The organism is Delftia sp. UME58 (assembly GCF_014170385.1).
Lineage (GTDB): Bacteria > Pseudomonadota > Gammaproteobacteria > Burkholderiales > Burkholderiaceae_C > Comamonas > Comamonas acidovorans.
The window spans coordinates 26,752-48,385 of the sequence record NZ_LZZV01000109.1 but is presented as its reverse complement, the minus strand read 5'-3'; the positions used below and the strand labels follow the sequence as shown (position 1 = coordinate 48,385).

At 62.8% G+C, this 21,634-nt stretch carries 16 protein-coding genes; 13 read left to right on the top strand and 3 right to left on the bottom strand.

The genetic code is table 11. The annotated features are described in order from the left end of the window. Window positions 1-18: 18 nt before the first annotated feature. Window positions 19-1,926 (bottom strand): DUF1800 family protein, encoded by a 1,908-nt coding sequence (locus A9976_RS28860; protein ID WP_183021810.1) that lies wholly within the window; start codon window positions 1,924-1,926, stop codon window positions 19-21. Window positions 1,927-2,277: 351 nt separating this feature from the next. Here A9976_RS28860 and dbpA point away from each other — a divergent pair, with 351 nt between their 5' ends. Then, entirely contained in the window at window positions 2,278-3,678 is a 1,401-nt protein-coding gene (gene dbpA, locus A9976_RS28855; protein ID WP_183021809.1) for an ATP-dependent RNA helicase DbpA, read from the top strand. A gap of 411 nt (window positions 3,679-4,089) precedes the next feature. Beyond that, on the top strand, window positions 4,090-5,739 hold the full coding sequence (locus tag A9976_RS28850; protein WP_183021808.1) for a sensor domain-containing diguanylate cyclase: 1,650 nt from the start codon (window positions 4,090-4,092) through the stop codon (window positions 5,737-5,739). A 22-nt stretch (window positions 5,740-5,761) separates the two neighbouring features. Here the strand turns inward: A9976_RS28850 and A9976_RS28845 are convergent, their stop codons facing one another. Together A9976_RS28845 and A9976_RS28840 are read right to left on the bottom strand one after the other, a co-directional pair. After that, complete coding sequence (locus A9976_RS28845; RefSeq protein WP_183021807.1) at window positions 5,762-6,250, bottom strand: MarR family winged helix-turn-helix transcriptional regulator; 489 nt, start codon at window positions 6,248-6,250, stop codon at window positions 5,762-5,764. Continuing rightward, window positions 6,247-7,152, bottom strand: a complete 906-nt coding sequence (locus tag A9976_RS28840; RefSeq protein ID WP_183021806.1) for an alpha/beta hydrolase — start codon at window positions 7,150-7,152, stop codon at window positions 6,247-6,249. Before A9976_RS28840 ends, A9976_RS28845 begins: the two co-directional genes overlap by 4 nt. A gap of 197 nt (window positions 7,153-7,349) precedes the next feature. Between A9976_RS28840 and A9976_RS28835 the strand changes: the two genes are divergently transcribed. The 11 genes from A9976_RS28835 (at window position 7,350) to A9976_RS28785 (ending at window position 21,448) form a co-directional block, all read left to right on the top strand. After that, window positions 7,350-8,525 carry an ABC transporter substrate-binding protein gene (locus A9976_RS28835; RefSeq protein WP_063325953.1) on the top strand — a complete coding sequence of 392 codons (1,176 nt, stop codon included), beginning with the start codon at window positions 7,350-7,352 and terminating at the stop codon, window positions 8,523-8,525. A gap of 110 nt (window positions 8,526-8,635) precedes the next feature. Next, window positions 8,636-9,556, top strand: coding sequence for a branched-chain amino acid ABC transporter permease (locus tag A9976_RS28830; protein WP_183021805.1), 921 nt, complete (start codon window positions 8,636-8,638; stop codon window positions 9,554-9,556). A gap of 2 nt (window positions 9,557-9,558) precedes the next feature. Beyond that, on the top strand, window positions 9,559-10,521 hold the full coding sequence (locus A9976_RS28825; protein WP_259649352.1) for a branched-chain amino acid ABC transporter permease: 963 nt from the start codon (window positions 9,559-9,561) through the stop codon (window positions 10,519-10,521). Continuing rightward, window positions 10,518-11,312, top strand: coding sequence for an ABC transporter ATP-binding protein (locus A9976_RS28820; protein WP_013801789.1), 795 nt, complete (start codon window positions 10,518-10,520; stop codon window positions 11,310-11,312). Before A9976_RS28825 ends, A9976_RS28820 begins: the two co-directional genes overlap by 4 nt. Beyond that, window positions 11,312-12,025 carry an ABC transporter ATP-binding protein gene (locus A9976_RS28815; protein WP_183021804.1) on the top strand — a complete coding sequence of 238 codons (714 nt, stop codon included), beginning with the start codon at window positions 11,312-11,314 and terminating at the stop codon, window positions 12,023-12,025. Before A9976_RS28820 ends, A9976_RS28815 begins: the two co-directional genes overlap by 1 nt. Window positions 12,026-12,260: 235 nt before the next feature. After that, window positions 12,261-14,570, top strand: a complete 2,310-nt coding sequence (locus A9976_RS28810) for a type VI secretion system Vgr family protein (protein ID WP_183021803.1) — start codon at window positions 12,261-12,263, stop codon at window positions 14,568-14,570. Between the two features lie 11 nt (window positions 14,571-14,581). Beyond that, window positions 14,582-15,691 (top strand): DUF2169 domain-containing protein, encoded by a 1,110-nt coding sequence (locus A9976_RS28805; RefSeq protein WP_183021802.1) that lies wholly within the window; start codon window positions 14,582-14,584, stop codon window positions 15,689-15,691. A 3-nt stretch (window positions 15,692-15,694) separates the two neighbouring features. Further along, a complete protein-coding gene (locus A9976_RS28800; protein ID WP_088164314.1) occupies window positions 15,695-16,054 on the top strand; it encodes a DUF4150 domain-containing protein in 360 nt (119 codons plus the stop codon). Window positions 16,055-16,083: 29 nt separating this feature from the next. After that, window positions 16,084-16,695, top strand: a complete 612-nt coding sequence (locus A9976_RS28795; protein ID WP_183021801.1) for a hypothetical protein — start codon at window positions 16,084-16,086, stop codon at window positions 16,693-16,695. Window positions 16,696-16,750: 55 nt separating this feature from the next. Then, on the top strand, window positions 16,751-20,821 hold the full coding sequence (locus A9976_RS28790) for an RHS repeat-associated core domain-containing protein (protein ID WP_183021800.1): 4,071 nt from the start codon (window positions 16,751-16,753) through the stop codon (window positions 20,819-20,821). Window positions 20,822-20,824: 3 nt separating this feature from the next. Continuing rightward, entirely contained in the window at window positions 20,825-21,448 is a 624-nt protein-coding gene (locus tag A9976_RS28785; RefSeq protein WP_183021799.1) for a hypothetical protein, read from the top strand. Window positions 21,449-21,634: the final 186 nt, after the last annotated feature.

The window sequence follows — 21,634 nt, the reverse complement described above, 5'->3', positions numbered from 1 at the left end:
GTTCGGTCACTTGTTGGGTCACTTCTGCACCAGATATTCGGGACTGGCCATCACCAGCAGCACGGCGGCGGCCACGCGGTTGAGCTGGGTGGCGGTGTTGCTGGTGGCCGTCACCGGAGTGGCATTGAGCGCGGCCACGATGCGCGCCTGTGTGGCGGCCGATACCTGCCCTGCCGACAGCAGCAGCGCCACCTTGCGCACCAGCGCGGCGGCGTCGGCCACCAGGGGAAGCAGGTTGGCGTAGCTGCAGGTGATGTCGAAGCCGTTGGCCGCGCTGCTGCCGCCCTGGGGCAGGTCCGGCGCGTTCACGTAGTAGCCGTTGCGGATCACGTTCTGCATGAAGTTCAGGTAGCCGCTCACGCTGGTCTCGGTGACGATCTGGAACTCCGGCGCCACGCTGCCCGTCGTGGCCAGGGCGGTGGAGGGCGGCACGTAGCCCGGGCGGAAGAAGTTGAACACCGAGCCGGAGCGCAGCGGGCTCTGGCCCAGGCGGGTGGCCGGGTCGCTCAGGTTGTCGATCTTCCAGGTGCCGCGTGCCGACCGCAGCCCGAAGGTGCGGCCCCATTGCACGAAGCGCACCATGGGCTCGCGCAGGCGGCCGTACTGGGGGCTGGCAAGCCCTGCCGCGCTGTGCGCCTCCGGGTCCAGCAGCACGGTGGCGATCACGGCGCGCAGGTCGCCCCGCGTGCCGCTGCCGTTGTCGGCGAAGGCGGCGGCCACGCGCCCCACATAGGCGGGGCTGGGGTTGCTGGTGACCAGCCGCTGGATCAGCTGGCGCCCGATGAAGGGCCCGACGTTGGGGTGGTTGAACAGCGTGTCCAGCGCCGCCTTCAGCGCCGCTGGCCCCGACGTGCCCGCAGCCACGGTCGTGCCCAGGAAAGTGGCGGCCAGCGTGGAATGGCGCGCGGCGTTGAAGGCCATGGGCAGCAGCGCCTGCTGCAGCCCCGTCACCGTGCTGCCGCTCAGGTTGGTGGGCTGGTTCTTGCTGGTGTCGTAGTCGTAGCCGGTGAAGACGCGCGCCAGGTTGCTCACATCGGCTGCCGAATAGGTGTCGATGCGGTTGCCGCTGCCGTCGCGCTGCTCGGTGCCGTCGGGGTTGAGGCGGTAGAGGCCGATGGTGAACAGCTGCATCACCTCGCGGGCGTAGTTCTCGTCGGGCTGGCGGCCGCTGCGGGTGTCTTCCTTCTGGTTGCCGCGCGTGCTCAGGTAGATGCCCATGGCCGGGCTGAGTGTCACGGCCTCCAACAGCGCGCGGAAATTGCCGAAGGCGTGCTGGTTCAGCAGATCCCAGTAGCCGGAGGCCAGGAAGATGCTCCAGGGCTGCTCCAGCCCCGTGGTGGAGACCACCATGATCTCCGACAGCGCCAATGCCACACGCTTGCGCACCGCGTCGCGCTCCGTGAAAAGCTGGCTCCAGAGCATGAAGTCGGAGGGATACGAGACGTTGTCGTAGCGCGTGCCGGCCTCTGCCACGCCGTAGCCGCGCTGCATCAGCCAGGCCGTGCCCGTGGTGTCCACGGGCAGCGCGAACTGCTCGGCCAGCCAGGGGCCGTAGCCCTTGGCGCGCAGCGCTGCGATCTCCTCGTCGGTGGCCGAGAACTGCGCCTGCAGCAGGAAACGCGCGGCTTCCTCGTCGCTGGCGGGGGTGGCCGTGGTGCCGGTACCGGTTCCGCCACCAGGGCCGGTGCCCGTGCCCCCAGTGCCGCCGTTGCCTCCATTGCCGGTACCGGGTGCCGTATCGCCCCCACCGCCTCCGCAGGCCACCAGCAGCGCGGCCGCCAGGGAGGAGGCCAGGGCGGGAGGGATCAAGGAACTCTTGGCTTCGTGGCCGAGGTGGTCCGGCTCTGCGCAGGCCGGGTAGGAGTTCGCGGGCGCGCGGTCAGGCGGCTGCAGCGTGGAGGCTGCAGCCTGTGGTGTGGGGTGCATTGCGGGCTTTCAGGCGGCGGCCGGGGCGTGGCAACGAACTGCCTCGCTCCTCGGCGCGTGGCGCAGAGTGTTCCAAGGTTTTCGGATGTGAGCGGACACTTTTCAGTCCTAAAGCGTGTCAAGATGTTATGCGTTGCAGAGGCGGCATGCAGAAACACGGCGTTGGGCCAAGACGCATGGGTCTCGCCCGGGGCCGCCGCCGGTTGACGCGTCTTGTGTCATCCATGGCTTCAACACCCCGCTGGCCGTCCTCTCGCACATGCTGGCAATTGCCCAGCATGCCTCCTGTTCTTTTTCAGTGACCAACGTGTGCGCTTCGGTCTTGAAATCGCCAACTTTAAAATGCCCCCCATGACTCCTCCCTCGGCTTCCCCCCATTCCTTCGACAAACTTGCGCTTTCGCCGGCAACGCTCGCCAATCTTGAGCGGCTCGGCTACCTTGAAATGACGGCGATCCAGCTCGCCAGCCTGCCCCCTGCGCTTGAAGGCAAGGATGTGATCGCTCAGGCGAAGACCGGCAGCGGCAAGACCGCAGCCTTTGCCCTGGCGCTGCTGGCCAAGCTGGATACGCGCAATTTCTCGGTGCAAGGCCTGGTGCTCTGCCCCACCCGCGAGCTGGCCGATCAGGTGACGACCGAGATTCGCCGCCTGGCGCGTGCGGAAGACAACGTCAAGGTGGTGACCCTGTCCGGTGGCGTTCCGCTGCGCGGCCAGAACGCGAGCCTGGAGAACGGCGCGCACGTGATCGTCGGCACGCCCGGCCGTGTGATCGATCACCTGGACCGGGGCAATCTGAACCTTGATTCGCTGAACACCTTGGTGCTCGACGAAGCGGATCGCATGCTCGACATGGGTTTCGTCGATGACATCGCCAAAGTCGTCAAGCAGTGCCCCCCGCAGCGCCAGACCTTGCTGTTCTCCGCCACCTACCCCGAAGGCATCGCCAAGCTGGCCGCGCGATTCATGCGTGACCCGGTCACGGTCAAGGTCGCCGCACAGCACAGCGGCGAGCAGATCGAGCAGCGCTGGTACGAGGTGGACAAGGAAGAACGCTTGCCTTCGGTAGCTCGCCTGCTGGAGCATTTCCGGCCCGAGAGCACGCTGGCCTTCTGCAATACCAAGGCGCGCTGCCGGGCCCTTGCCGAGCTGCTGCAGGCCCAGGGCTACAGCGCGCTGGAGCTGCACGGCGATCTGGAGCAGCGTGACCGTGACCAGGTGCTGGTGCGCTTCGTGAACGGCAGTTGCTCCGTGCTGGTCGCCACCGATGTGGCGGCTCGCGGGCTCGATGTGACCCATCTGGGCGCCGTCATCAACGTGGACATCACCCCCGACCCTGAAGTGCACGTGCATCGCATCGGCCGCACAGGCCGCGCCGGCCAGAAAGGTTTGGCCCTGAGTCTTGCGACGATGGACGAAATGGGCGCGGTCGGAAACATCGAGCAGATGCAGGGCAGCCCATCCGTCTGGTACCCGCTGGACGAACTGACACCGGCTCCCGGCGGCCGGCTCCTGCCATCCAAGGCCACCATCCACATCAATGCCAGCCGCAAGGACAAGATCCGCCCGGGCGACGTGCTGGGCGCGCTCACCGCAGACCTGGGCTACACCCGCGAGCAAGTGGGCAAGATCGACATCAACGAGTTCGCAACCTATGTGGCCGTGGACCGCAAGATTGCGCATGACGTGGTTGCCCGGCTCAATAGCGGGAAGATCAAGGGGCGAACGGTGAAGGCGCGCTTGCTCAAGGATTGAGGGGTTTCAGGCACATCAGTCAGTGTCACTTCTGTGTGGGGCATGGGCAGTGCATGCCAGTCCCTTTCAGCAATGGGCCAGCATGCCGTGCTGGTGCCTTGGGAAAGGGAGGCTTGGCGCGGCAGCGTGCGCGGCCCGGTGAACGGTGGTGCGGGTCAACGGCGGCTGCTGCGCTTGTGTACGGGTCGCCAAACCCGTGTCCCCGGGGAACAGGGAAATACCCTCCGAAACCGGGGCGCCCCCAATTCCTGCCCGTCCGGCCTATTTTTCCGAAGCCGGGGACAATATCGGGTTCGCGGGTTTTTCCGGCTTGACTTGGGTCAAGACCGAAATCACCCGCGCAAAGACGCTGCCCAGGCGCTGAGCCCGGACGCAGAAATCCCAAGATCGGACGGCGGCGGGACTGCCGAGATGGCGCAGGTGCATGTGATGGAGAGGGATTGGTGGACAAAGGCCTGGTGCGGAGGCAAAGGCCGGCCCGTGAAGCGTGATGCCCGCCTGGTGGCCTGGTTGCTGGCGGTGGTGTTCGTGTCGGTCTCTGCGGCCACGGTCTGGCAATTGGTGGCGGCGCGCCAGCGCACGCTGGCCGAGGTCGATACCGGCAACCGCAACCTGGCCCAGACACTGAACACCTATGCCGAGGGCGTGATCACCCAAAGCTCCATGCTGCTGCTGGGCATTGCCGAGCGGCTGGAGGTGGATGGCGCCAGCCCCGTGCTCCTGGAGCGGGTGCTGTACCTGGTCAACCGGCAGGAGCAGCTGCTGAACCAGCTCAACGAGCTGCTGATCGTGGATGCGCAGGGCCATTGGCTGATGTCGTCCAAGGGGGCGTTCCCCGAAGGATCGGAAAGCTCCGGCCGGGACTACTTCACGCACCACCGTGACGACGCATCTTCAGGCATCTACATCGGTCCGCCGATCCGCAGCCGCTCCACGGGCGAATGGGTGATCACCATCAGCCGGCGCTATACGGACGCCGAGGGCCAGTTTGCGGGCGCGGTGGTGGTGGCGCTGGGGGTGGAGAATTTCCTGCGGCTGTTCGGCAAGATCGATATCGGCGAGAAGGGGGCCATTGCACTGAGCACGCCGGGCGGGCAGTTGCTGGTGCGCCACCCGTTCCGCGAGCAGGACCTGGGGCGGGACTTCTCGCAGTCGCCCAATTTCCTGCGCCACTACGTGGGGGCGATGTCGGGCACGGCGTCGTTCCGCTCGGCCCTGGATGGCACGGAGAGAATCTATGCCTTCCTGCGCAGCGAGCGCTATCCGCTGGTGACCACGGTGGCCCTGGGCCGCGATGAGGCGTTGAGCTCCTGGCGGCGCCAGGCGCTGCTGACGCTGGCCGTGGTGCTGGGGCTGTTTCTGGCGATTGCGTTGATCGGCTGGCGCCTGACGGCCGCGATGCGGCTGCGTTCGCGCGCCGAGTGCTCCCTGGTCAGCGCGCGCGAGGAATTGCTGGACGCCAATCGCCGGCTGGAGGTGCTGGCCGCGCAGGACCAGTTGACGGGCCTGGCCAACCGCCGCCGCTTTGACGAGGTGCTGGAGCGCGAGGCCCGTCGCGCTGCGCGCGAGGGCACGCCGCTGTCGCTGCTGCTGATCGACCTGGACTACTTCAAGGACTACAACGATGCCTACGGCCATGTGGCGGGCGATGCCTGCCTGCAGGCCGTGTGCAGCGCGCTGGCCCAGGCGGTGCAACGGCCCGGCGACATGGCGGCGCGCTATGGCGGGGAAGAGCTGGCCGTGGTGCTGCCCAATACCGACAAGGCCGGCGCGCAGCAGGTGGCCGAGCGGCTGCGCGCGCGCATCGAGGGCCTGGCCCTGGAGCACCGCATCAGCCGCTTTGGCCATGTGACGGCCAGCATTGGCGTGGCCACGACGCAGGGTGATGAGGCTGGCGTCAACCAAGGCGCGACACAAAGCGCGATACAAAGCGCGATACAAAGCGCGACCCAAGGCGCTACACAAGGCACCACCCAAGGTGCCGCCGTGGCGCTGGTGGAAGCGGCCGACCGTGCGCTGTACCGCGCCAAGGCCGCAGGGCGCAACTGCGTGCAGGGCTGAATGGGGTTGGGTCTGCGCGCGCTCAGTCCGTGGGCGAGCGGTGGGCCACCACCTGTTGCTTGAGGTCGCCCAGCGCCTGGTACAGGTCGTTGCGGCTGGCCTGCGGCATGTCGCCGAACATGCCCATGACCCAGGATTCATGCGCCTTGGCCATGCGCGCAAAGGTCTTGCGGCCCAGTGGGGTGAGGTGCAGCACGGAGCTGCGCCGGTCGGACTCCACCTTGGTGCGTACCACCAGGCCCTCTTTCTCCAGCTGGTCGGTGATGCCGGTGATGTTGCCGTTGGTCACCATCATGTGGCGCGACAGCTCGCCCATCTTCATGCCCTCGGGCGCGCGCTGCAGCTGGGCCATGAGGTCGAAGCGGGGCAGGGTGGTGTCGAATTCGCCGCGCAGGCGGTTGCGGATCTCGCCTTCGATCAGATTGCAGCAGGTGAGCATGCGCAGCCACAGGCGCAGCGCATGGTGGTCGTCGGGCGCTGCGCGCGATTCCAGGTCGGGGGCGTGGGTCATGGCTGGTTCTGCGGTGTGGGGGCGCTCAAGCCCATCTGCGCGAGGATGGCGCGCGTCAGCGGGCCGGCCGGGTCGTTCAGGGTGAGCACGATGTCGAAATGGTTGGTGCCGGGCATGGCCACGTACTGGCCTGACGATGGACCGGGGCCACGGCGCTGGTTCCAGGCGGCCAGGTAATCGTCGCTCTGGCGCTTGAATTCATCGGTCTCGCTCTCGCCGTAGCTGACGATGAGCGGGCAGGCCGCGCCGTGCGGCAGGAGAGCGGGGCTGTTGCGAATGGCATCCTGCTCGCTCAGGCGCATCCATTCATTGATGTGGGTGTGCACCAGCGGGCGCAGGTCGAACAGGCCCGACAGCGGCGCGGCGCCGCGCACCACGTCTTCGGGCACGCCGTAGTCCGCATGCCAGCCACCGGCCAGCAGCATGCCCGCCAGGTGGCCGCCGGCCGAGCTGCCGCAGACATGGATGCGGCCCGGGTCGCCTCCGTAGCGGGCGATGTGGGCATGCACCCAGGCCAGGGCGCGGCGTGTCTGGTCCACGATGCGGTCCAGCGTGACGGCGGGCGCCAGCGAATAGTTCAGGGCCACCACCACGGCGCCGGCGCGCGTGAAGGTGGGCGCCATGCTGCTGGAGTCGTCCTTGGACAGCAGCCGCCAGTAGCCGCCGTGGATGAAGAAGAGAACAGGGGCGCCTGCCGCCCCGGTTGCTGCCGGGAAAATGTCCAGCAGCTCGTCGTCATGCTCGCCATAGGCCACGTTCAGCGCGCAGGGCAGGCTCTGGCGCGCGGCCCGGCTGTCGTCGGCATAGGCCTTGATGATGGGGGTGATGTCGGGTACCGTCGCGCGGGCGTTGTACTGGACATCGAGTCCGGCGCGGTCGTAGTGACGGTAGAGTGCGGGCATTGGAACGGAGATGGCGCGAAATGGTTTGTATGGCAGGTATTGGTACAAGTCCCAGACTTGTTCTGCAAAATACTTTAAACCTAAACTAAGACCCGCGCCAACCGTTCCAGCCCTTACAGAGTTTCCCGTCCAGCGTGACGGAAGACTGTCTCACCACCGATTGCCATCCGCGCGGCCCGCGCAAGGAGCACAGCAGCATGCGTTTCCTCACCCCCTTCCTGGCCGCAGCGGCCCTGGCCCCTGCCTTTGTTCCCGCGCTCGCGCAGGCGGACACCATCAAGGTCGGTATCGCCAACGATATTTCCGGGCCGTTTGCCGCGTTGGGCGCCGAGGCGCGTGATGGCTTCAACCTCGCCATCAAGCAGCTGGGCGGCAAGCTGGGCGGCCAGCCGGCCGAGTTCCTGCAGACCGACATGGGCGGCAACCCCGACCAGGCGCGCCAGCTGGTCACGCGCTACATACAGCGCGACAAGGTGGATTTCTTCACCGGCCCCATTGGCTCCAACGTGGCCCTGGCCGTGGGCCCGGCGCTGTTCGGCGCCAAGGTGCCCTACCTGTCCAACAACCCCGGCCCCAGCCAGTTCGCCGGCGCGCAGTGCAATGCGTTCTGGTTCGGCACGTCCTACCAGAACGATGCCTTCCACGAGGCAGCCGGCAAGCTGGCCGCCGACCGTGGCTTCAAGAAGATGTTCATCATGGCGCCCGACTATCCGGCGGGCAAGGATGCGCTGGTCGGCTTCAAGCGCGGCTACAAGACCGCGCCCGGCGAGGAGGTCTACACCAAGCTGGGCCAGATCGACTACGCGGCCGAGCTGGCCCAGATCCGCGCGGCCAAGCCCGATGCGGTCTACATCTTCCTGCCGGGCGGCATGGGCATCAACTTCGTCAAGCAGTTCGTGTCCACGGGGCTGTCGCAAAGCGTCAAGCTGATCGGCCCGGGCTTCTCGGCCGACGAGGACGTGATCCAGGCCGTGGGCGAGCCCATGCTGGGCATGGTCAACACCGCGCAGTGGGCGCATGACCTGGACGTGCCGCAGAACAAGGCCTTCGTCGAGGCCTTCCGCAAGGAGTACAAGGGCCGCAACCCCTCGGTCTACGCGGCCCAGGCCTATGACGTGATCATGGCCATGGATGCGGCGGTCAAGCAGGCCGGCGGCAAGGCCTCGGACCGCCAGGCCATTGTCAAGGCGCTGGAGAAGGCCGACTACGCCTCGGTGCGCGGCCCCTTCACTTACGGCAAGAACCACTATCCCATCCAGGCCTATTACCAGCGCGTGATCGAGAAGGACGGCAGCGGCCGCATCACCAACAAGCTGGTGGGCAAGGTGTTCGATAAATATCAAGACGTCTACGTCAACGACTGCAGGATGTGACCCCGCCGCCGCGCCCCCGTCGGGCGCGGCGTGCCTTGATCTTGATTTTCAAAGCCGGATGATTTGTTGACCGCGCGCGGGCCACTGCGCCTGCGGCAGGGGGCGTGTGGATGACGTGGACGCTGCTCTTGGAGCAATTGCTGAATGGCCTGCAGTTCGGGCTGATGCTGTTTCTGATCGCGGCCGGGCTGACCCTGGTGTTCGGCATCATGGACATCATGAACCTGGCCCATGGCTCGCTGTACATGGCGGGCGCCTATGTGGCGGCCGAGACCATGCAGCGCACGGGCTCGTTCACCGCGGCCGTGCTGGTGGCAGCCGTGGCCACCGGCGTGGCGGGTGTGGTGCTGGAGCTGGTGCTGATACGGCGCCTGGCCGTGCGCGACCATCTGGCCCAGGTGCTGGGCAGCTATGCCGTCATCCTCATTGCCAATGACCTGGTCAAGATGGTCTGGGGCCCGGCGCCGGTGATGCTGAACATGCCGGCCGCGCTGTCGGGGCCGGTGCAGTTGCTGCCCGATCTCATGTACCCGGCCTACCGGCTGATGATCATCGTCTTCGGCCTGGCCGCCGCGTTGGGCCTGTACTGGTTCGTGACGCGCACGCGCGCCGGCGTGCTGGTGCGGGCAGGGACCTCCAACCGCCAGATGGCCACGCTGATGGGCGTGCGCGTGCCGCTGCTGTTCCTGGGCGTGTTCACGCTGGGCGCCATGCTGGCGGCGGTGGCGGGGGCGCTGCTGGGGCCCATCACTTCGGTGCAGGTGGGCATGGGCGAGGACATCCTCATCCTGGTGCTGGTGTGCATCGTCATCGGCGGCATAGGCTCCATACGCGGCGCCCTGGTTGGCGCCTTGCTGGTGGGCATGGTGGATACGGCGGGGCGGGCCTTTTTGCCCATGCTGCTGCGCCAGGTGTTCTCCCCGGCCGTGGCATCCAGCGTGGGGCCCACGCTGGCGGCGATTTCCATCTATGTGCTGATGGCGGTGGTGCTGGTGTACCGTCCTTCCGGCCTTTTCCCCGCGCGAGGCTGAGCATGGAACACAGCACATTACAGGGCCGGTTCCAGGCCCGGTTCTTCTGGACCGTGCTCGCGCTGCTGGCGCTGGCGGTGTTCCCGCTGGTGGCTCCGGCGCTGGGGCTGGACTTCTACATCTCCTTCGTGCGCCGCGTACTGATCTACGCGCTGGCTGCCACCAGCCTGAACCTCATCCTGGGCTATGGCGGCATGGTGGCGCTGGGGCATGCGGCCTTCTTCGGTGCGGGGGCCTATGCGGTGGGCATCCTGGCGATGAACGGCGTGACCTCGGCCCTGGTGGCCTGGCCGGCCGCCGCGCTGCTGGCCGGGCTGCTGGCCGCCGCCACGGGCGCCGTGTCGCTGCGCACGCGCGGCGTGTACTTCATCATGATCACGCTGGCCTTTGCGCAGATGCTGTTCTACATCTTCATCTCGCTGCGCCAGTACGGCGGCGAGGACGGGCTCAACCTGCCCGGCCATTCCGTGCTGCCCGGGCTGGACCTGGGCCACGATGTCTCCTTCTACTACGTGGTGCTGGTGCTGTTCGCGGTGCTGATGGCCGTGTTCGGGCGGCTGGTGGATTCGCGCTTCGGCAAGGCGCTGCAGGGCGTGCGCGAGAACGAGTCGCGCATGGAGTCGCTGGGCTACCCGGTCTATCGCATCAAGCTGGCAGCCTTTGTGCTCAGCGGCGCCGTGGCCGGGCTGGCGGGCGCGCTGCTGGCCAACCACAACCTGTTCATCTCCCCCAGCCTCATGCACTGGACCCAGTCGGCCAACCTGCTGATCATGGTGCTGGTAGGGGGCGTGGGCCTGCGCTGGGGCGGCGTGGCCGGCGCCGTCGTCATGCTGACGCTGGAGGAAGTGCTTCGCATGTGGACCGAGTACTGGCACCTGCCGCTGGGCCTGCTGCTGCTGTGCGTGGTGTTCGGTGCGCCGCGCGGCCTGATGGGCCTGTGGCCCGCACGCGGGAGGCAGGCATGAGCGGCGCGGCCACCCCTATCTCCATTCCCACCCCGGCCCTGGAAGCCAAGGGCCTGGTGCGCCGCTTTGGCGCGCTGCTGGCCACCGACCATGTCTCGTTGTCGCTGGCGCCTGGCGAGATCCATGCGCTGATCGGCCCCAATGGCGCGGGCAAGTCCACGCTCATCCATCTGCTGTCCGGCACGCTGGCGGCCGATGCGGGCACGCTGGTGCTGGCGGGGCGCGATGTGAGCGCGCTCAACGCCCACCAGCGCGTGGCGGCGGGGCTGTCGCGGTCTTTCCAGATCACCAACATCTTCAAGCAGTCCAGCGTGCTGGACAACCTGGTGCTGGCCGTGCAGGCGCATGCGGGCAGCAGCTTCAGCTTCTGGCGCCCGCGCGCGGCCGAGACCGCGCTCTACGAGCAGGCCCGCGAGCTGGCGCGCGAATGCGCCATTGACGCCAGCCTGCTGCAACGCCCCGCTGGCACGCTGCCGCATGGCGAGCAGCGCAAGCTGGAATTCGCGCTGGCCCTGGCCGCGCGCCCTGGCGTGCTGCTGCTGGACGAGCCCATGGCCGGCATGGGCCCCGATGAAACACTGCGCCTGACCGAGCTGATCGAATCCCTGCGCGGCCGTGCCGCCATGCTGCTGGTGGAGCACGACATGCAGGCCGTGTTCCGCCTGGCCGACCGCATCTCCGTGCTGGTCTACGGCCGCATCATCGCCACCGGCACGCCCGACGAGATACGTGGCAACGCCGACGTGCGCCAGGCCTACCTGGGCGACGAAGAAGTGAAGGAGGGCGCGTGATGCTCGAAATGCAGGCCGTGCAAAGCGGCTACGGACCCAGCCAGGTGCTGTTCGGCGTGGACCTCCGCATCGAGGCAGGCCAGGTCGTCACCCTGCTGGGCCGCAACGGCATGGGCAAGACCACGCTGCTTCGCACGCTGCTGGGCCAACTTCCGCTGCGCGCCGGCCGCATGGTGTTTGCCGGGCAGGACATTGCCGGCTGGGCCACCGACCGCATCGCCCGCGCCGGCGTGGCCATCGTGCCCGAAGGCCGCCAGTGCTTTCCCAACCTCACGGTGCGCGAGCACCTGACGGCCTTTGTGGCCCATCGCAATTCGGGCAGCCCCGGCGCGGCTGAGCCCTGGACGCCCGAGCGCGTGTTCGCGCTGTTTCCCCGCCTGGGCGAGCGCGCCTCCAACATGGGCAACCAGCTGTCAGGCGGCGAGCAGCAAATGCTGGCCATAGGCCGCGCCCTGGTCACCAACCCGCGCCTGCTCATCCTGGACGAAGCCACCGAGGGCCTGGCCCCCCGCATCCGCGAAGAGATCTGGGCCTGCCTGGCCCAACTGCGCGCCGCCGGCCAGACCATCCTGGTCATCGACAAATACGTGGAGCGCCTGCTGGGCCTGGCCGACCGCCACCTCATCCTGGAGCGCGGCAAGGTCGTGTGGAGCGGAGACTCGGCCGCGCTGGATGGGGACAGAGCGCTGTGGGAACGGTATTTGGGAGTGTGAGCACGCGCAATGCATTCGCGGTTCAAGGCGAAATTCAAGGCGCGATGGAGGGTTGAATGGCATTGAAGATCAATGGGTGGCATGCCATTCAAATACAGGCCTGTATCCAAGATAGGCAATTGCTTACATTTACAGGATGTATCCGGCCCTGCATTTGATTGCCCTATGGCCATCGGCTTGTCTATGATCCCGGCTCACCAAGAGCAGGGAGGCCGCCCCCAGGGCGGCGCGCACTATGACACGCCGAGTCACCATACACACGCCATTGGGCGAGCAGCTGCATTTCCGTGAATTGCGCGGCCAGGAAAACATCAGCCAGCTCTTCAGCCTCGATGTGGAAATGCTCAGCGAAAGCGAAAGCATCGATCCCAAGGTCCTATTGGGCAAAAACGCCACCATAGAAATAGAAACCCAGGGCGGCGGCAGGCGCTTCATCGACGGCATCGTCACCCGCTTTAGCATGCAGGGCCAGGACCACCGCCACTACGCCTACAAGGCGCGCCTGAGCCCCTGGCTGTGGCTGGCCACGCGCAAGAGCGACTTTCGCATCTTCCAGAACCAGGCCGTGCCCGACATCATCGAGCAGGTATTGGGCGTCTATGGCCATCCCCTGCAAAAGAAACTCACGCGTGCGTATCGCAGCTGGGACTACTGCGTGCAATACAACGAAAGCGATTGCGACTTTGTCTCGCGATTGATGGAGCACGAAGGCATCTACTATTTCTTTGAGCACGCATCGGGCCGGCACACCCTGGTGCTGTGCGACGACATCATTGCTTCGCACGGCGTATTGCCCGGAGGCGCCTCCATTCCCTTTTATCCCCCGGAAAAAGCCGCCGCAGGCGATCAGGAAAACATCCACGCCTGGCAGCTGGAGCAGGAAATCAAATCGGGCCGCCATTACAGCGACGACTACGATTTCAAGAAACCCCGGGCCGACCTCACCCACCTGCGGCGCGACCCACCGGGCCACGCCCATGACGGCCACGAAATCTACGAATGGCCGGGCGGCTACACCCAGCTGAGCGACGGCGAGGACTACATCCGCGTGCGCCTGAAGGAAAGCCTCACGGGCCAAAGCCGGGTGCGGGGCCAGTCCTGCCACCGGGCGCTGGCCACGGGCTACACCTTCAGCCTCTACAACTACCCGCGCGGCGACCAGAACCAGCAGTACCTGATCACGGGCCTGAGCTACCACCTCAAAGAAAACCCCCGCGTCAGTGCCGTGGCCCCGGGCGCCAAGGGCAGCGCCGCGGAAGACGGCTCCTTCCAGCGCTACGAGTTGCAGGCCCAGCCCACCAGTCTTGCCTACACGCCACAGCGCACCACGCCCAAGCCCCGCACCACGGGCCCGCAGACCGCCGTCGTCGTGGGCCCGGCCGGAGAAGAAATCTGGACCGACGAATACGGCCGCATCAAGGTGCAGTTCCACTGGGACCGGCTGGGCGCCATGAACGAGAACTCCAGCTGCTGGATCCGCGTGGCCACGAACTGGGCAGGCCCGGGGTTCGGGGCCATCTCCATTCCGCGCATAGGCCACGAAGTGGTGGTGGACTTTCTCAACGGCGACCCCGACCACCCGCTGGTCACGGGCTGCGTCTACAACGCGGCCAACATGCCGCCCTGGGCGCTGCCGGCCAACGCCACGCAATCGGGCATCAAGACCAGATCGAGCAAGGGAGGCGCCGCAGGTGCGGGCATGAAAAACGGCCCGGGCGATGCCAACGCCATCCGCTTCGAGGACAAGGCAGGCGCCGAGCAGCTGTGGCTGCATGCCCAGAAGGACCAGCTCACCGAGGTCGAGAACGACGAGGACAAATGGGTGGGCAACGACCGGCGCAAGACCGTGGACCGGGACGAGACCAGCGTCATCCACCGGGACCGTACCGAGACCGTGGACCGCAACGAGAAGATCGATGTCCACGGCTGGCGCACTGAAGTGGTGGACCTGGATGAGACGCTGACCGTTCACCAGAACCGCCAACGGACCGTGGATCTGAACGAGACCGTGAAGATCGGGCAGTCACGCAACAAAACCGTTGGCAAACACGAGAAGGACAAGATAGGTCGCAACTGGTCCATCGCTGTGGGCCGGTTCAAGACCGAGACCATAGGCATCGCCTACATGCAGAACGTGGGTGTCGCCAAGATGGTGAATATTGGCGTGGCCTACAACCTCAACGTAGGCATGACCATGATCACCAATGTGGGCAGCAGCCGCAAGGACATGATCGGCAAGACACAGGATGTCAGTGTGGGCGACAAGTACGAGCTCAAAGTCGGCGCGGGCAGTGGAGGGGGCGGCAGTGGAAGCGCATCTTCCGGGATGGCGATGAACATCACCGCGCCCAGCAGCGCGAATTCGGAAGGCGGCGGCGCGGCCGGGTCATCCATCACCATGGACGGCAAGAGCATTACGTTGAAGGTGGGCAAAAGCCTGATCGTGATGCAGGAGGATGGGACCATTGTCGTCAATGGAAACACCATCGATGTGGTTGGGTCCAAGCACATAGGCATGGAATCCGACCGGATAGACCTGAACTGAGGGGGTGTGCAATGAGCAGCCCCTCCTATGTTCTGGAATCTTCGACGCCCTCTGCGGACTTGCCCGAAGTCAGAAATCGCACCCGCTTCCCGAGCCAGTATTTTCAGATGCTGGATACCGATGACCACGTATTTCACGTCATGGTCACCCGGATTACCTATGACCTGAATCGACTGGATGAAAACGGGTTTCCACGTCTTGCAAAAAAGCAAGTTGAACTGGTGCAAACCGACGAGTTCTATACCGGGTGTCATACCAGCTCGATTGTCCAGGAGAGCGATTTTTCGCCCTACAAGCCCCGCTGCGATGTCATCTTCTCGCATGCCTTTGCATATTCTCCGGAGGAGAAACCCTTCAATCGCTGGACTGCCGGTGTCAAGATCGATAAATGGGACAAGGTGTTGATGGTTTGCGGCCCGCGCGTCATACGCTCCGGTTTATTGGGCTGGCAGCTCAGTGAGCCAGAAAAGGCCACTCGTGTACCTATCTGCCATGAACTTGCGTTTGGTGGAACCTGTCGTTGGCCGGAAAAAAACGATGAAGACGCCGATCCCGAGATTTTTTCGCGTCATGAACTCAATCCGATTGGATGCGGATTCCTGGACAAGGCATGGGTCAAAAAAACCGGGAAAAATGAATTTCGTGCACCACAGATCGAAGTGTTCAACAAAGCCTTCGATGATGGATGGCTCCGCGGCCAGAACTATCCTGTGGTCGGGCTGGGGCCTATCGGACGCTGGTGGCAGCCACGTGTGCAGCTGACAGGCAGCTATGACCACAAATGGCTTGAAAGCCGTTGGCCTGCCTTGCCCAAGGATTTTGATTTTTCCTACTGGAACTGTGCACCTGCGGACCAGCAGATTGATTATCCAAAAGGTGGCGAGAGCATTACCTTGTTCGGACTGACGCCAGGCGGAGGATATTTGCGCGCAAAGGTCCCAGGCAATCATCCTTATTCATTGGTGGGGCTTCACGCGGGCCCGGTACTGGAGCGCCCCATGCATCTAGATACGCTGATTTTCGACATGCAGAAGATGACACTGACCTGCGTGCACCGCACCAACATCGCGGCCAATGCAGGAATAAAGATGATCGAAGTTCTTCAGCGCACCCAGGAGTGATTTATGGCAAAGGAAATGGGAACAGCCCAGGATGGCCAGTTTGTCTTGATCAACACACTGCCGGATGTATGCCTGACGCCCAACAAAAAAGGGAAACCCATCCCTTATCCCATCATGCATAGCATGGATCAGAGTGGGCAGTGCTCTCCCAATGTGTTTTTTGCAGGAAAGCCTGCCTACCTGCACGAAGAGAGCTACGTGGACAACGTGAAAGGTGATGAGCCAGGTGGAGGCAAGGGAATCGTGTCCGGCACGCATGTAGCGATCAGCCGCAGCGAGCAGCACAGCGCCACCGTTTTTGTCAACCAACGCCATGTGGTGCGGACCGGTGACAAGGTCTGGATGAATCGCAAGAAACCCTGACCTGACATGATAATAATGGATTATTGCAAATGACCACCTCCGGCAATCGAGTCAGTGATGGCTACGAATATTCAAGAAGCCCAAAAGGTGATGGATGGGTTCTTCATGAAGTTGTGGTCAAGCCCGATGAAAGCTATAAGGTCTACAAACGCGCGACGAAGAAAGCGAACGGATTCCCGCAGCCTGGCACCCATGCCAATGCCCCGGGGATCATCACACCAAAAACCGAGACATATCAAGGCTCAGCGCCTGCGCAGCAGAAGACAGAACCAAAGCCGGGGCTGCCACCATTGTCCGACTGGGAAAAAGGCATCGATGGGCTGAAGAACTATGTCGATGGCGTTCCTCGTGAAAAGATAAGAGGAGAAACTTCTGCGATTCTTACTGAGCTTGGCGACTATGGGTCAGGGCGATCCATTCCTGGTGGGGGTCCTGAACAATATGCGCGCCGCGAGCAGCTGAAAGTGGCTTTGGAGCTTTTCAAGGAAAGGGCCAGCAAGGAGAGCATTGATCCCAAGGAAGTCCCTGAATTGGGAAGCTATGCACGCAACCAGCTCACTACGGTATTTTCCGCCTCCCTGTCCGGGGCGTTTATTCGGCGCAGGGGCAAGGGGAAATCCGACAAGAACTGCGCCTGCTAGAAAAATTCTGCAGTGCGAAAAAATAGACAAATAGATAAAAAGAGAGGGAATACGCATGAGCGCCAATCCTGAAACGATTCAACTGGCCTATGGCGCATGCGTGCTCAATGGGGTCAACGAGCGAGACTTCGTGATCGACGGGGCCATGCCCCTGCATTGGCAGCGCACCTACCTGTCCGACAACGCGCATGCAGGCCTTCTTGGCAGGGGATGGACTGTGCCCATGTCGCTGCATCTGCTCGCAATGCCCGAGGAAGTGGTCCTCATCGATGCGCAGGGCCGGCGTATTTCGTTTCCGCATCTGGAGGCAGGCCAGCAGTTCTACTCCCGGTATGAGCACATCACGCTGCGGTGTGTAGGTGGTGCAAGCTGGGAAGTGGTCAGCCAGGATGGCACGCGCCTGCTGTTCGGCCGTGGCGACGAAGCGCCTGGGGCCGCCGCAGCGGCCGCCACCCGCTATATCCGCTTGGCGGGAGTGGAGGACAGCAACGGCAACGGCTTCCACCTGCAGTACGACGCCGCAGGCCTGCCCGTGACACTGCGCAGGACGGACGGCGTCCAAGTGGGTTTTGCCTATGACTGGTCCATCGTCCCGGGCAGTCCCCGGCTGGTGCAGGTGCTATGGCATGGTCAGCTCGAGGAAGAGGCGCCGCTGCTGGTCAGCTACCGCTACAGCAAGGATGGCGACCTGAGCGAAGTCGTGGATGACACCGGTGTCGTCTGCCAGCGGTTCACGTACGTGGACCACCGACTGGTGGAGCGCCAGGAAGCCAGTGGGTTGGTTGTCTGCTACGAATGGAGTTCCCTTCAGCCAGAGGCCAAGGTACTGGCCATGCGGCACTCCACAGGCGCGCAGTGGCACATGCGCTATGACGACGCGGCGCACACGGTCCAGGTCACGCACATCAGCGGCACGATGTCCCGCAGCTTCGAGCAACGCTTCGATGCGGATGGCCACCTTCTTGCATCGGTGGATGCGCTGGGCGGCGTTACCCGGCTCGAACGCGATGCCTATGGGAACGTGCTTTCACACACCGACGCCCAAGGCAACATCACCACCTACCAATACGACGCGCGGGGACGGACCACGTTGGCACACCTGCCTGACGGCGGCCAGGAGTCCACGCAGTGGCTGCAGGGCCAGGACAAGCCCGTAGCCATCACCGATGCCCTGGGGCGGACCACCCGTTTCGAATGGGATGAGCGCGGAAACCTTCTGAGCACCACGGCTGCGGACGGCAGCATCACCCGCTACCGCTACGACCAGCGCGGCCTGCCCGTCACCATCACCGATGCCCTGGGCAAATCCCGGCAACTGCAATACAACGCGCTGGGCCAGCTCGTCCAATACACGGACTGCTCCGGCCAGCCCACGCAACTGCTATGGGATCTTGAGGGCAACGTGCTGTCCATCACCGACGCACTGGGCCACAAGACGCTGCACGGATACACGCGCCTCAACCGTGGCCGGCGCCTGACCTTGCTGCGCGCAGCGGATGGCAGCGAGGAACGCTTCGCCTATGACCCGGCAGGCCGCCTGATTGCGCACCAGGACCCACTGGGACAAAACACCCGCTACCAGCTCGACGTCTACGGCAACCCGCTCGCCCGCACCAATGCGCTGGGCCATTCGTTGCAGTACGAGTACGACGGCTTCGGTCGCCTTACGCGCCTCATCAACGAAAACGGGGCCCACTACCGTTTTGCCTGGGATGCCCTGGATCGTCTCCTGGCGGAGCAGGGCTTTGATGGCCGGCGCCTGGACTACCGCTACAACCGTGTCGGCCATCTGCTGGAAATGGTCGATGGACTGTCCCAGGGCGCCACATGGATGGGGCGCGATCCATCAGCCATCCGTACCTACTACCAGCGCGATGCCATGGGGCGCATGCTGGAGCGCCGGGCCCACAAGCGCGGGCAGCCATCCACGCGCACCCGCCTGGCCTACGACGCCGCGGGCCAGCTCACCATGGCACGCAATGCCAATGCACGGGTGCAACTGCTCTACAACCCCGTGGGCCAGATCGCCAGCGAAATCCTGCACACCCGCCTGGGCCAGCACAGTGCACTCACGCACCGCTACGACCTGCTGGGCAACCGCATCTCCACCTGCCTGCCCGATGGCCGGACCATCCACACGCTGACCTATGGATCGGGCCACGTGCACCAGATCCATATCGACGGCGAAGTCATCTGCGACTTTGAACGCGACGCCCTGCACCGGGAAATCGAGCGCAGCCAGGGCTCTCTGCGCAGCCGCTACCACCTGGACCCCCTGGGGCGCCTGCTGGCCAGCCAGGCCGGGCCCGCCTCAGACGGGGCAAGCACAGCGCCTGCTGCCAGCACCCACAACACCACCAGCGGCCAAAGCATCGCAAGGCGCTACAGCTACGACGCTGCAGGCCAGTTGCAAAGCATCGACGACAGCCGCACGGGCCGCACGCTCTACCAGTACGACGCCATCGGCCGCCTGACCCAAGCCCTGGCGGGCCATGCGGCGGAGCGCTTCGCCTTCGACCCGGCGCACAACCTCATCGACCCCGATCAGCCGCCGCCACAACAAGCCAGCCCTGCCAGCCCGCGCCCGCCAGGCACGGAGACTCCGGACGAACAATGGGCGCGCTACGTCAGGGAACACCTTTCAGACCCCAACTTCAACCTGCTCCAACTGAGGGACGACGCGCTGATCGCCAACGCCGACCCCGCGCAATGGGATCGCGTGGCGGGCAACCGGCTCAAGGTCTGGCAGGAGCACCGCTACGAGTACGACACCTGGGGCAACTGCACCGACAAGCGCAGCGGCAAGCACCAGATACAGCACTTCACCTGGGATGCGGAGCACCAGCTCATTGCAGTCCACACGGAAAACCAGAACCAGCGCCAGGGTGAGCAGGCGCACTGGCGTTATGCCTACGACCCCTTTGGCCGGCGCATAGCCAAATGGCAGGAACACCACGCCCCTGCAGTCCAGAAAAAGCTCGCACGCCACGCAGTCACACACTTCCTGTGGGATGGCAACCGCCTGCTGGCCGAACACGCCCTGCAGCACAAGGACGGCAAGGACACGACAAGCCACAGGCTCTACCTGTATGAGCCCGACAGCTTCGTGCCGCTTGCCCAGGTGCAAAGCCTCTGGAGCAAAGACCAGCAGGCGCGCGACAAAGCCCTGGGCAGCCCCTTCGTGCAGCAGGCCTTGCACGAAGCGCGCAATGACGACAAGGTCTGGAACACCAAGGTCCTGCCGCTGCAGCGCAAACTGCAATCGCGCCTGAAGGGCGTGGTGCCTCAGGAAGCACCCCCCAAGGCGCTGCAAAACCAGACCTTGCATGTGCACACGGACCACCTGGGCACACCCCGGGAACTGACCAACGCGGAAGGCCATATCGTCTGGGCCGCCAGCTACAAGGCCTGGGGCGCTACGGCCAGCATTGACCATCCCGCCGTGCTGCAGACGGTACGCATGGGCAATACCTTGACCCAGCACTGGGTGGAACAGGACCAGGACAGCCGACCTGAGCAGCACCTGAGATTCCAGGGGCAATACTTTGACGTTGAGACGGGGCTGCATTACAACCGGTTCAGGTACTACGATCCGGATGTGGGGAGGTTTGTTAGTCAGGATCCGATTGGGTTGGCGGGAGGGGTTAATACATACCAATATGCAGAGAACCCAATCATTTGGGTGGATATATTTGGTCTTGCAAGAATGCGAGGAGCAACCTCCAAGGTATCTACCTCGAAGGGGTCTAGCTCATTGCCAAATTTGCCAAAGGGCGTACATTCGGAAATAAGAAATCTGGATGTGTTAAATAAACAAGGTGCATTAAGAGGGCAGCATGTAACAATTTCCGATATTGAAGGACATTTTGGAACTGGAAATATACCTGTTGGAATGTGTTGCAAGTGTCGATTGAATATGTTTGACTCTCTTATTGAAGGTGGAGCAACCGGCGTAACGATACCAGAAACTCGTGCCAATAAAGTTGTTGGTCAAATTACAATAAAAAGAGAGAATTTCTTGAAAGCTCAAAAAGATTTAGGAGATATGCTTAGTAATATTCCGCAAAGTAAAACACTGTGTCGTTCCAATTCATCTTGGGATATTTTGAAGAAATATAGTAGTTAGATTATGAATCCGTACGTTGTAAATGAAAAAGAATATAGTGGATCAATTGGATTTCGTTCTGATATATATTTTGATATACATCACAACGAGGCATTCGGGTATTCGAAGGATTTGGGTTGTTTCGCGTTAAATAAAACCCCACTTGTTGATCCAAGTTTTTCAAAAATTGAATTCATAGAAAGAGATGTGAATGGATTTTGTATTAAAAAAACAAAAACATCAAAAATATTAAAATATTTTGATCAAACACCATTGCAAAAAGAGATAACAAATCAGCTATTTTTATTTATAAATAATTTTCATTATGGAAAATCTGGCAAACAGTATTTAAGTATTGAGTATGTGGATAAATTCTTCACAAGCTTCAAAGTGGCTGAATATGGCAGCTTGGAACCAAAGTATTTATCCATTGCAAGAGCAATAGATGGGCGGGTTTATACCGGCGATTATCCTTTGAGTGATGATGAGTCAATTCCTTTGTTGTCGATATGTATGGATAAGAATTCAATAGTGGTGAATCATGAAAACAATCCTCTGGTATTCGAAGTTGAATTGCAAGAAGAAGTTGTGCGAATGATCTCGCAATTAATGAAATTTGGATTTCCGGATGAATATGTTCAATTATAAAATTGACGCCTAAATTTTCTTTACACGACACTTTATAAATAAATAATGCGGAATTTCGGCTCCGAAGCGTTCGAAAATTGAACTCTACTTTGAAGGAAATTGGTAAATAAAAAATGGTGAGCTTACAACTAAATAAATCAATCCAAAGAAAATTAATGAATCTCAGAATTTAATGAGCTTAAAGAA

Coding starts and splice junctions, on each gene's coding strand:
- A9976_RS28840 (WP_183021806.1), bottom strand. CDS start 7,152: ATGCCCGCACTCTACCGTCACTACGACCGCGCCGGACTCGATGTCCAG.
- dbpA (WP_183021809.1), top strand. CDS start 2,278: ATGACTCCTCCCTCGGCTTCCCCCCATTCCTTCGACAAACTTGCGCTT.
- A9976_RS28850 (WP_183021808.1), top strand. CDS start 4,090: ATGGCGCAGGTGCATGTGATGGAGAGGGATTGGTGGACAAAGGCCTGG.
- A9976_RS28820 (WP_013801789.1), top strand. CDS start 10,518: ATGAGCGGCGCGGCCACCCCTATCTCCATTCCCACCCCGGCCCTGGAA.
- A9976_RS28825 (WP_259649352.1), top strand. CDS start 9,559: ATGGAACACAGCACATTACAGGGCCGGTTCCAGGCCCGGTTCTTCTGG.
- A9976_RS28795 (WP_183021801.1), top strand. CDS start 16,084: ATGACCACCTCCGGCAATCGAGTCAGTGATGGCTACGAATATTCAAGA.
- A9976_RS28830 (WP_183021805.1), top strand. CDS start 8,636: ATGACGTGGACGCTGCTCTTGGAGCAATTGCTGAATGGCCTGCAGTTC.
- A9976_RS28845 (WP_183021807.1), bottom strand. CDS start 6,250: ATGACCCACGCCCCCGACCTGGAATCGCGCGCAGCGCCCGACGACCAC.
- A9976_RS28810 (WP_183021803.1), top strand. CDS start 12,261: ATGACACGCCGAGTCACCATACACACGCCATTGGGCGAGCAGCTGCAT.
- A9976_RS28805 (WP_183021802.1), top strand. CDS start 14,582: ATGAGCAGCCCCTCCTATGTTCTGGAATCTTCGACGCCCTCTGCGGAC.
- A9976_RS28835 (WP_063325953.1), top strand. CDS start 7,350: ATGCGTTTCCTCACCCCCTTCCTGGCCGCAGCGGCCCTGGCCCCTGCC.
- A9976_RS28815 (WP_183021804.1), top strand. CDS start 11,312: ATGCTCGAAATGCAGGCCGTGCAAAGCGGCTACGGACCCAGCCAGGTG.
- A9976_RS28860 (WP_183021810.1), bottom strand. CDS start 1,926: ATGCACCCCACACCACAGGCTGCAGCCTCCACGCTGCAGCCGCCTGAC.
- A9976_RS28790 (WP_183021800.1), top strand. CDS start 16,751: ATGAGCGCCAATCCTGAAACGATTCAACTGGCCTATGGCGCATGCGTG.
- A9976_RS28800 (WP_088164314.1), top strand. CDS start 15,695: ATGGCAAAGGAAATGGGAACAGCCCAGGATGGCCAGTTTGTCTTGATC.
- A9976_RS28785 (WP_183021799.1), top strand. CDS start 20,825: ATGAATCCGTACGTTGTAAATGAAAAAGAATATAGTGGATCAATTGGA.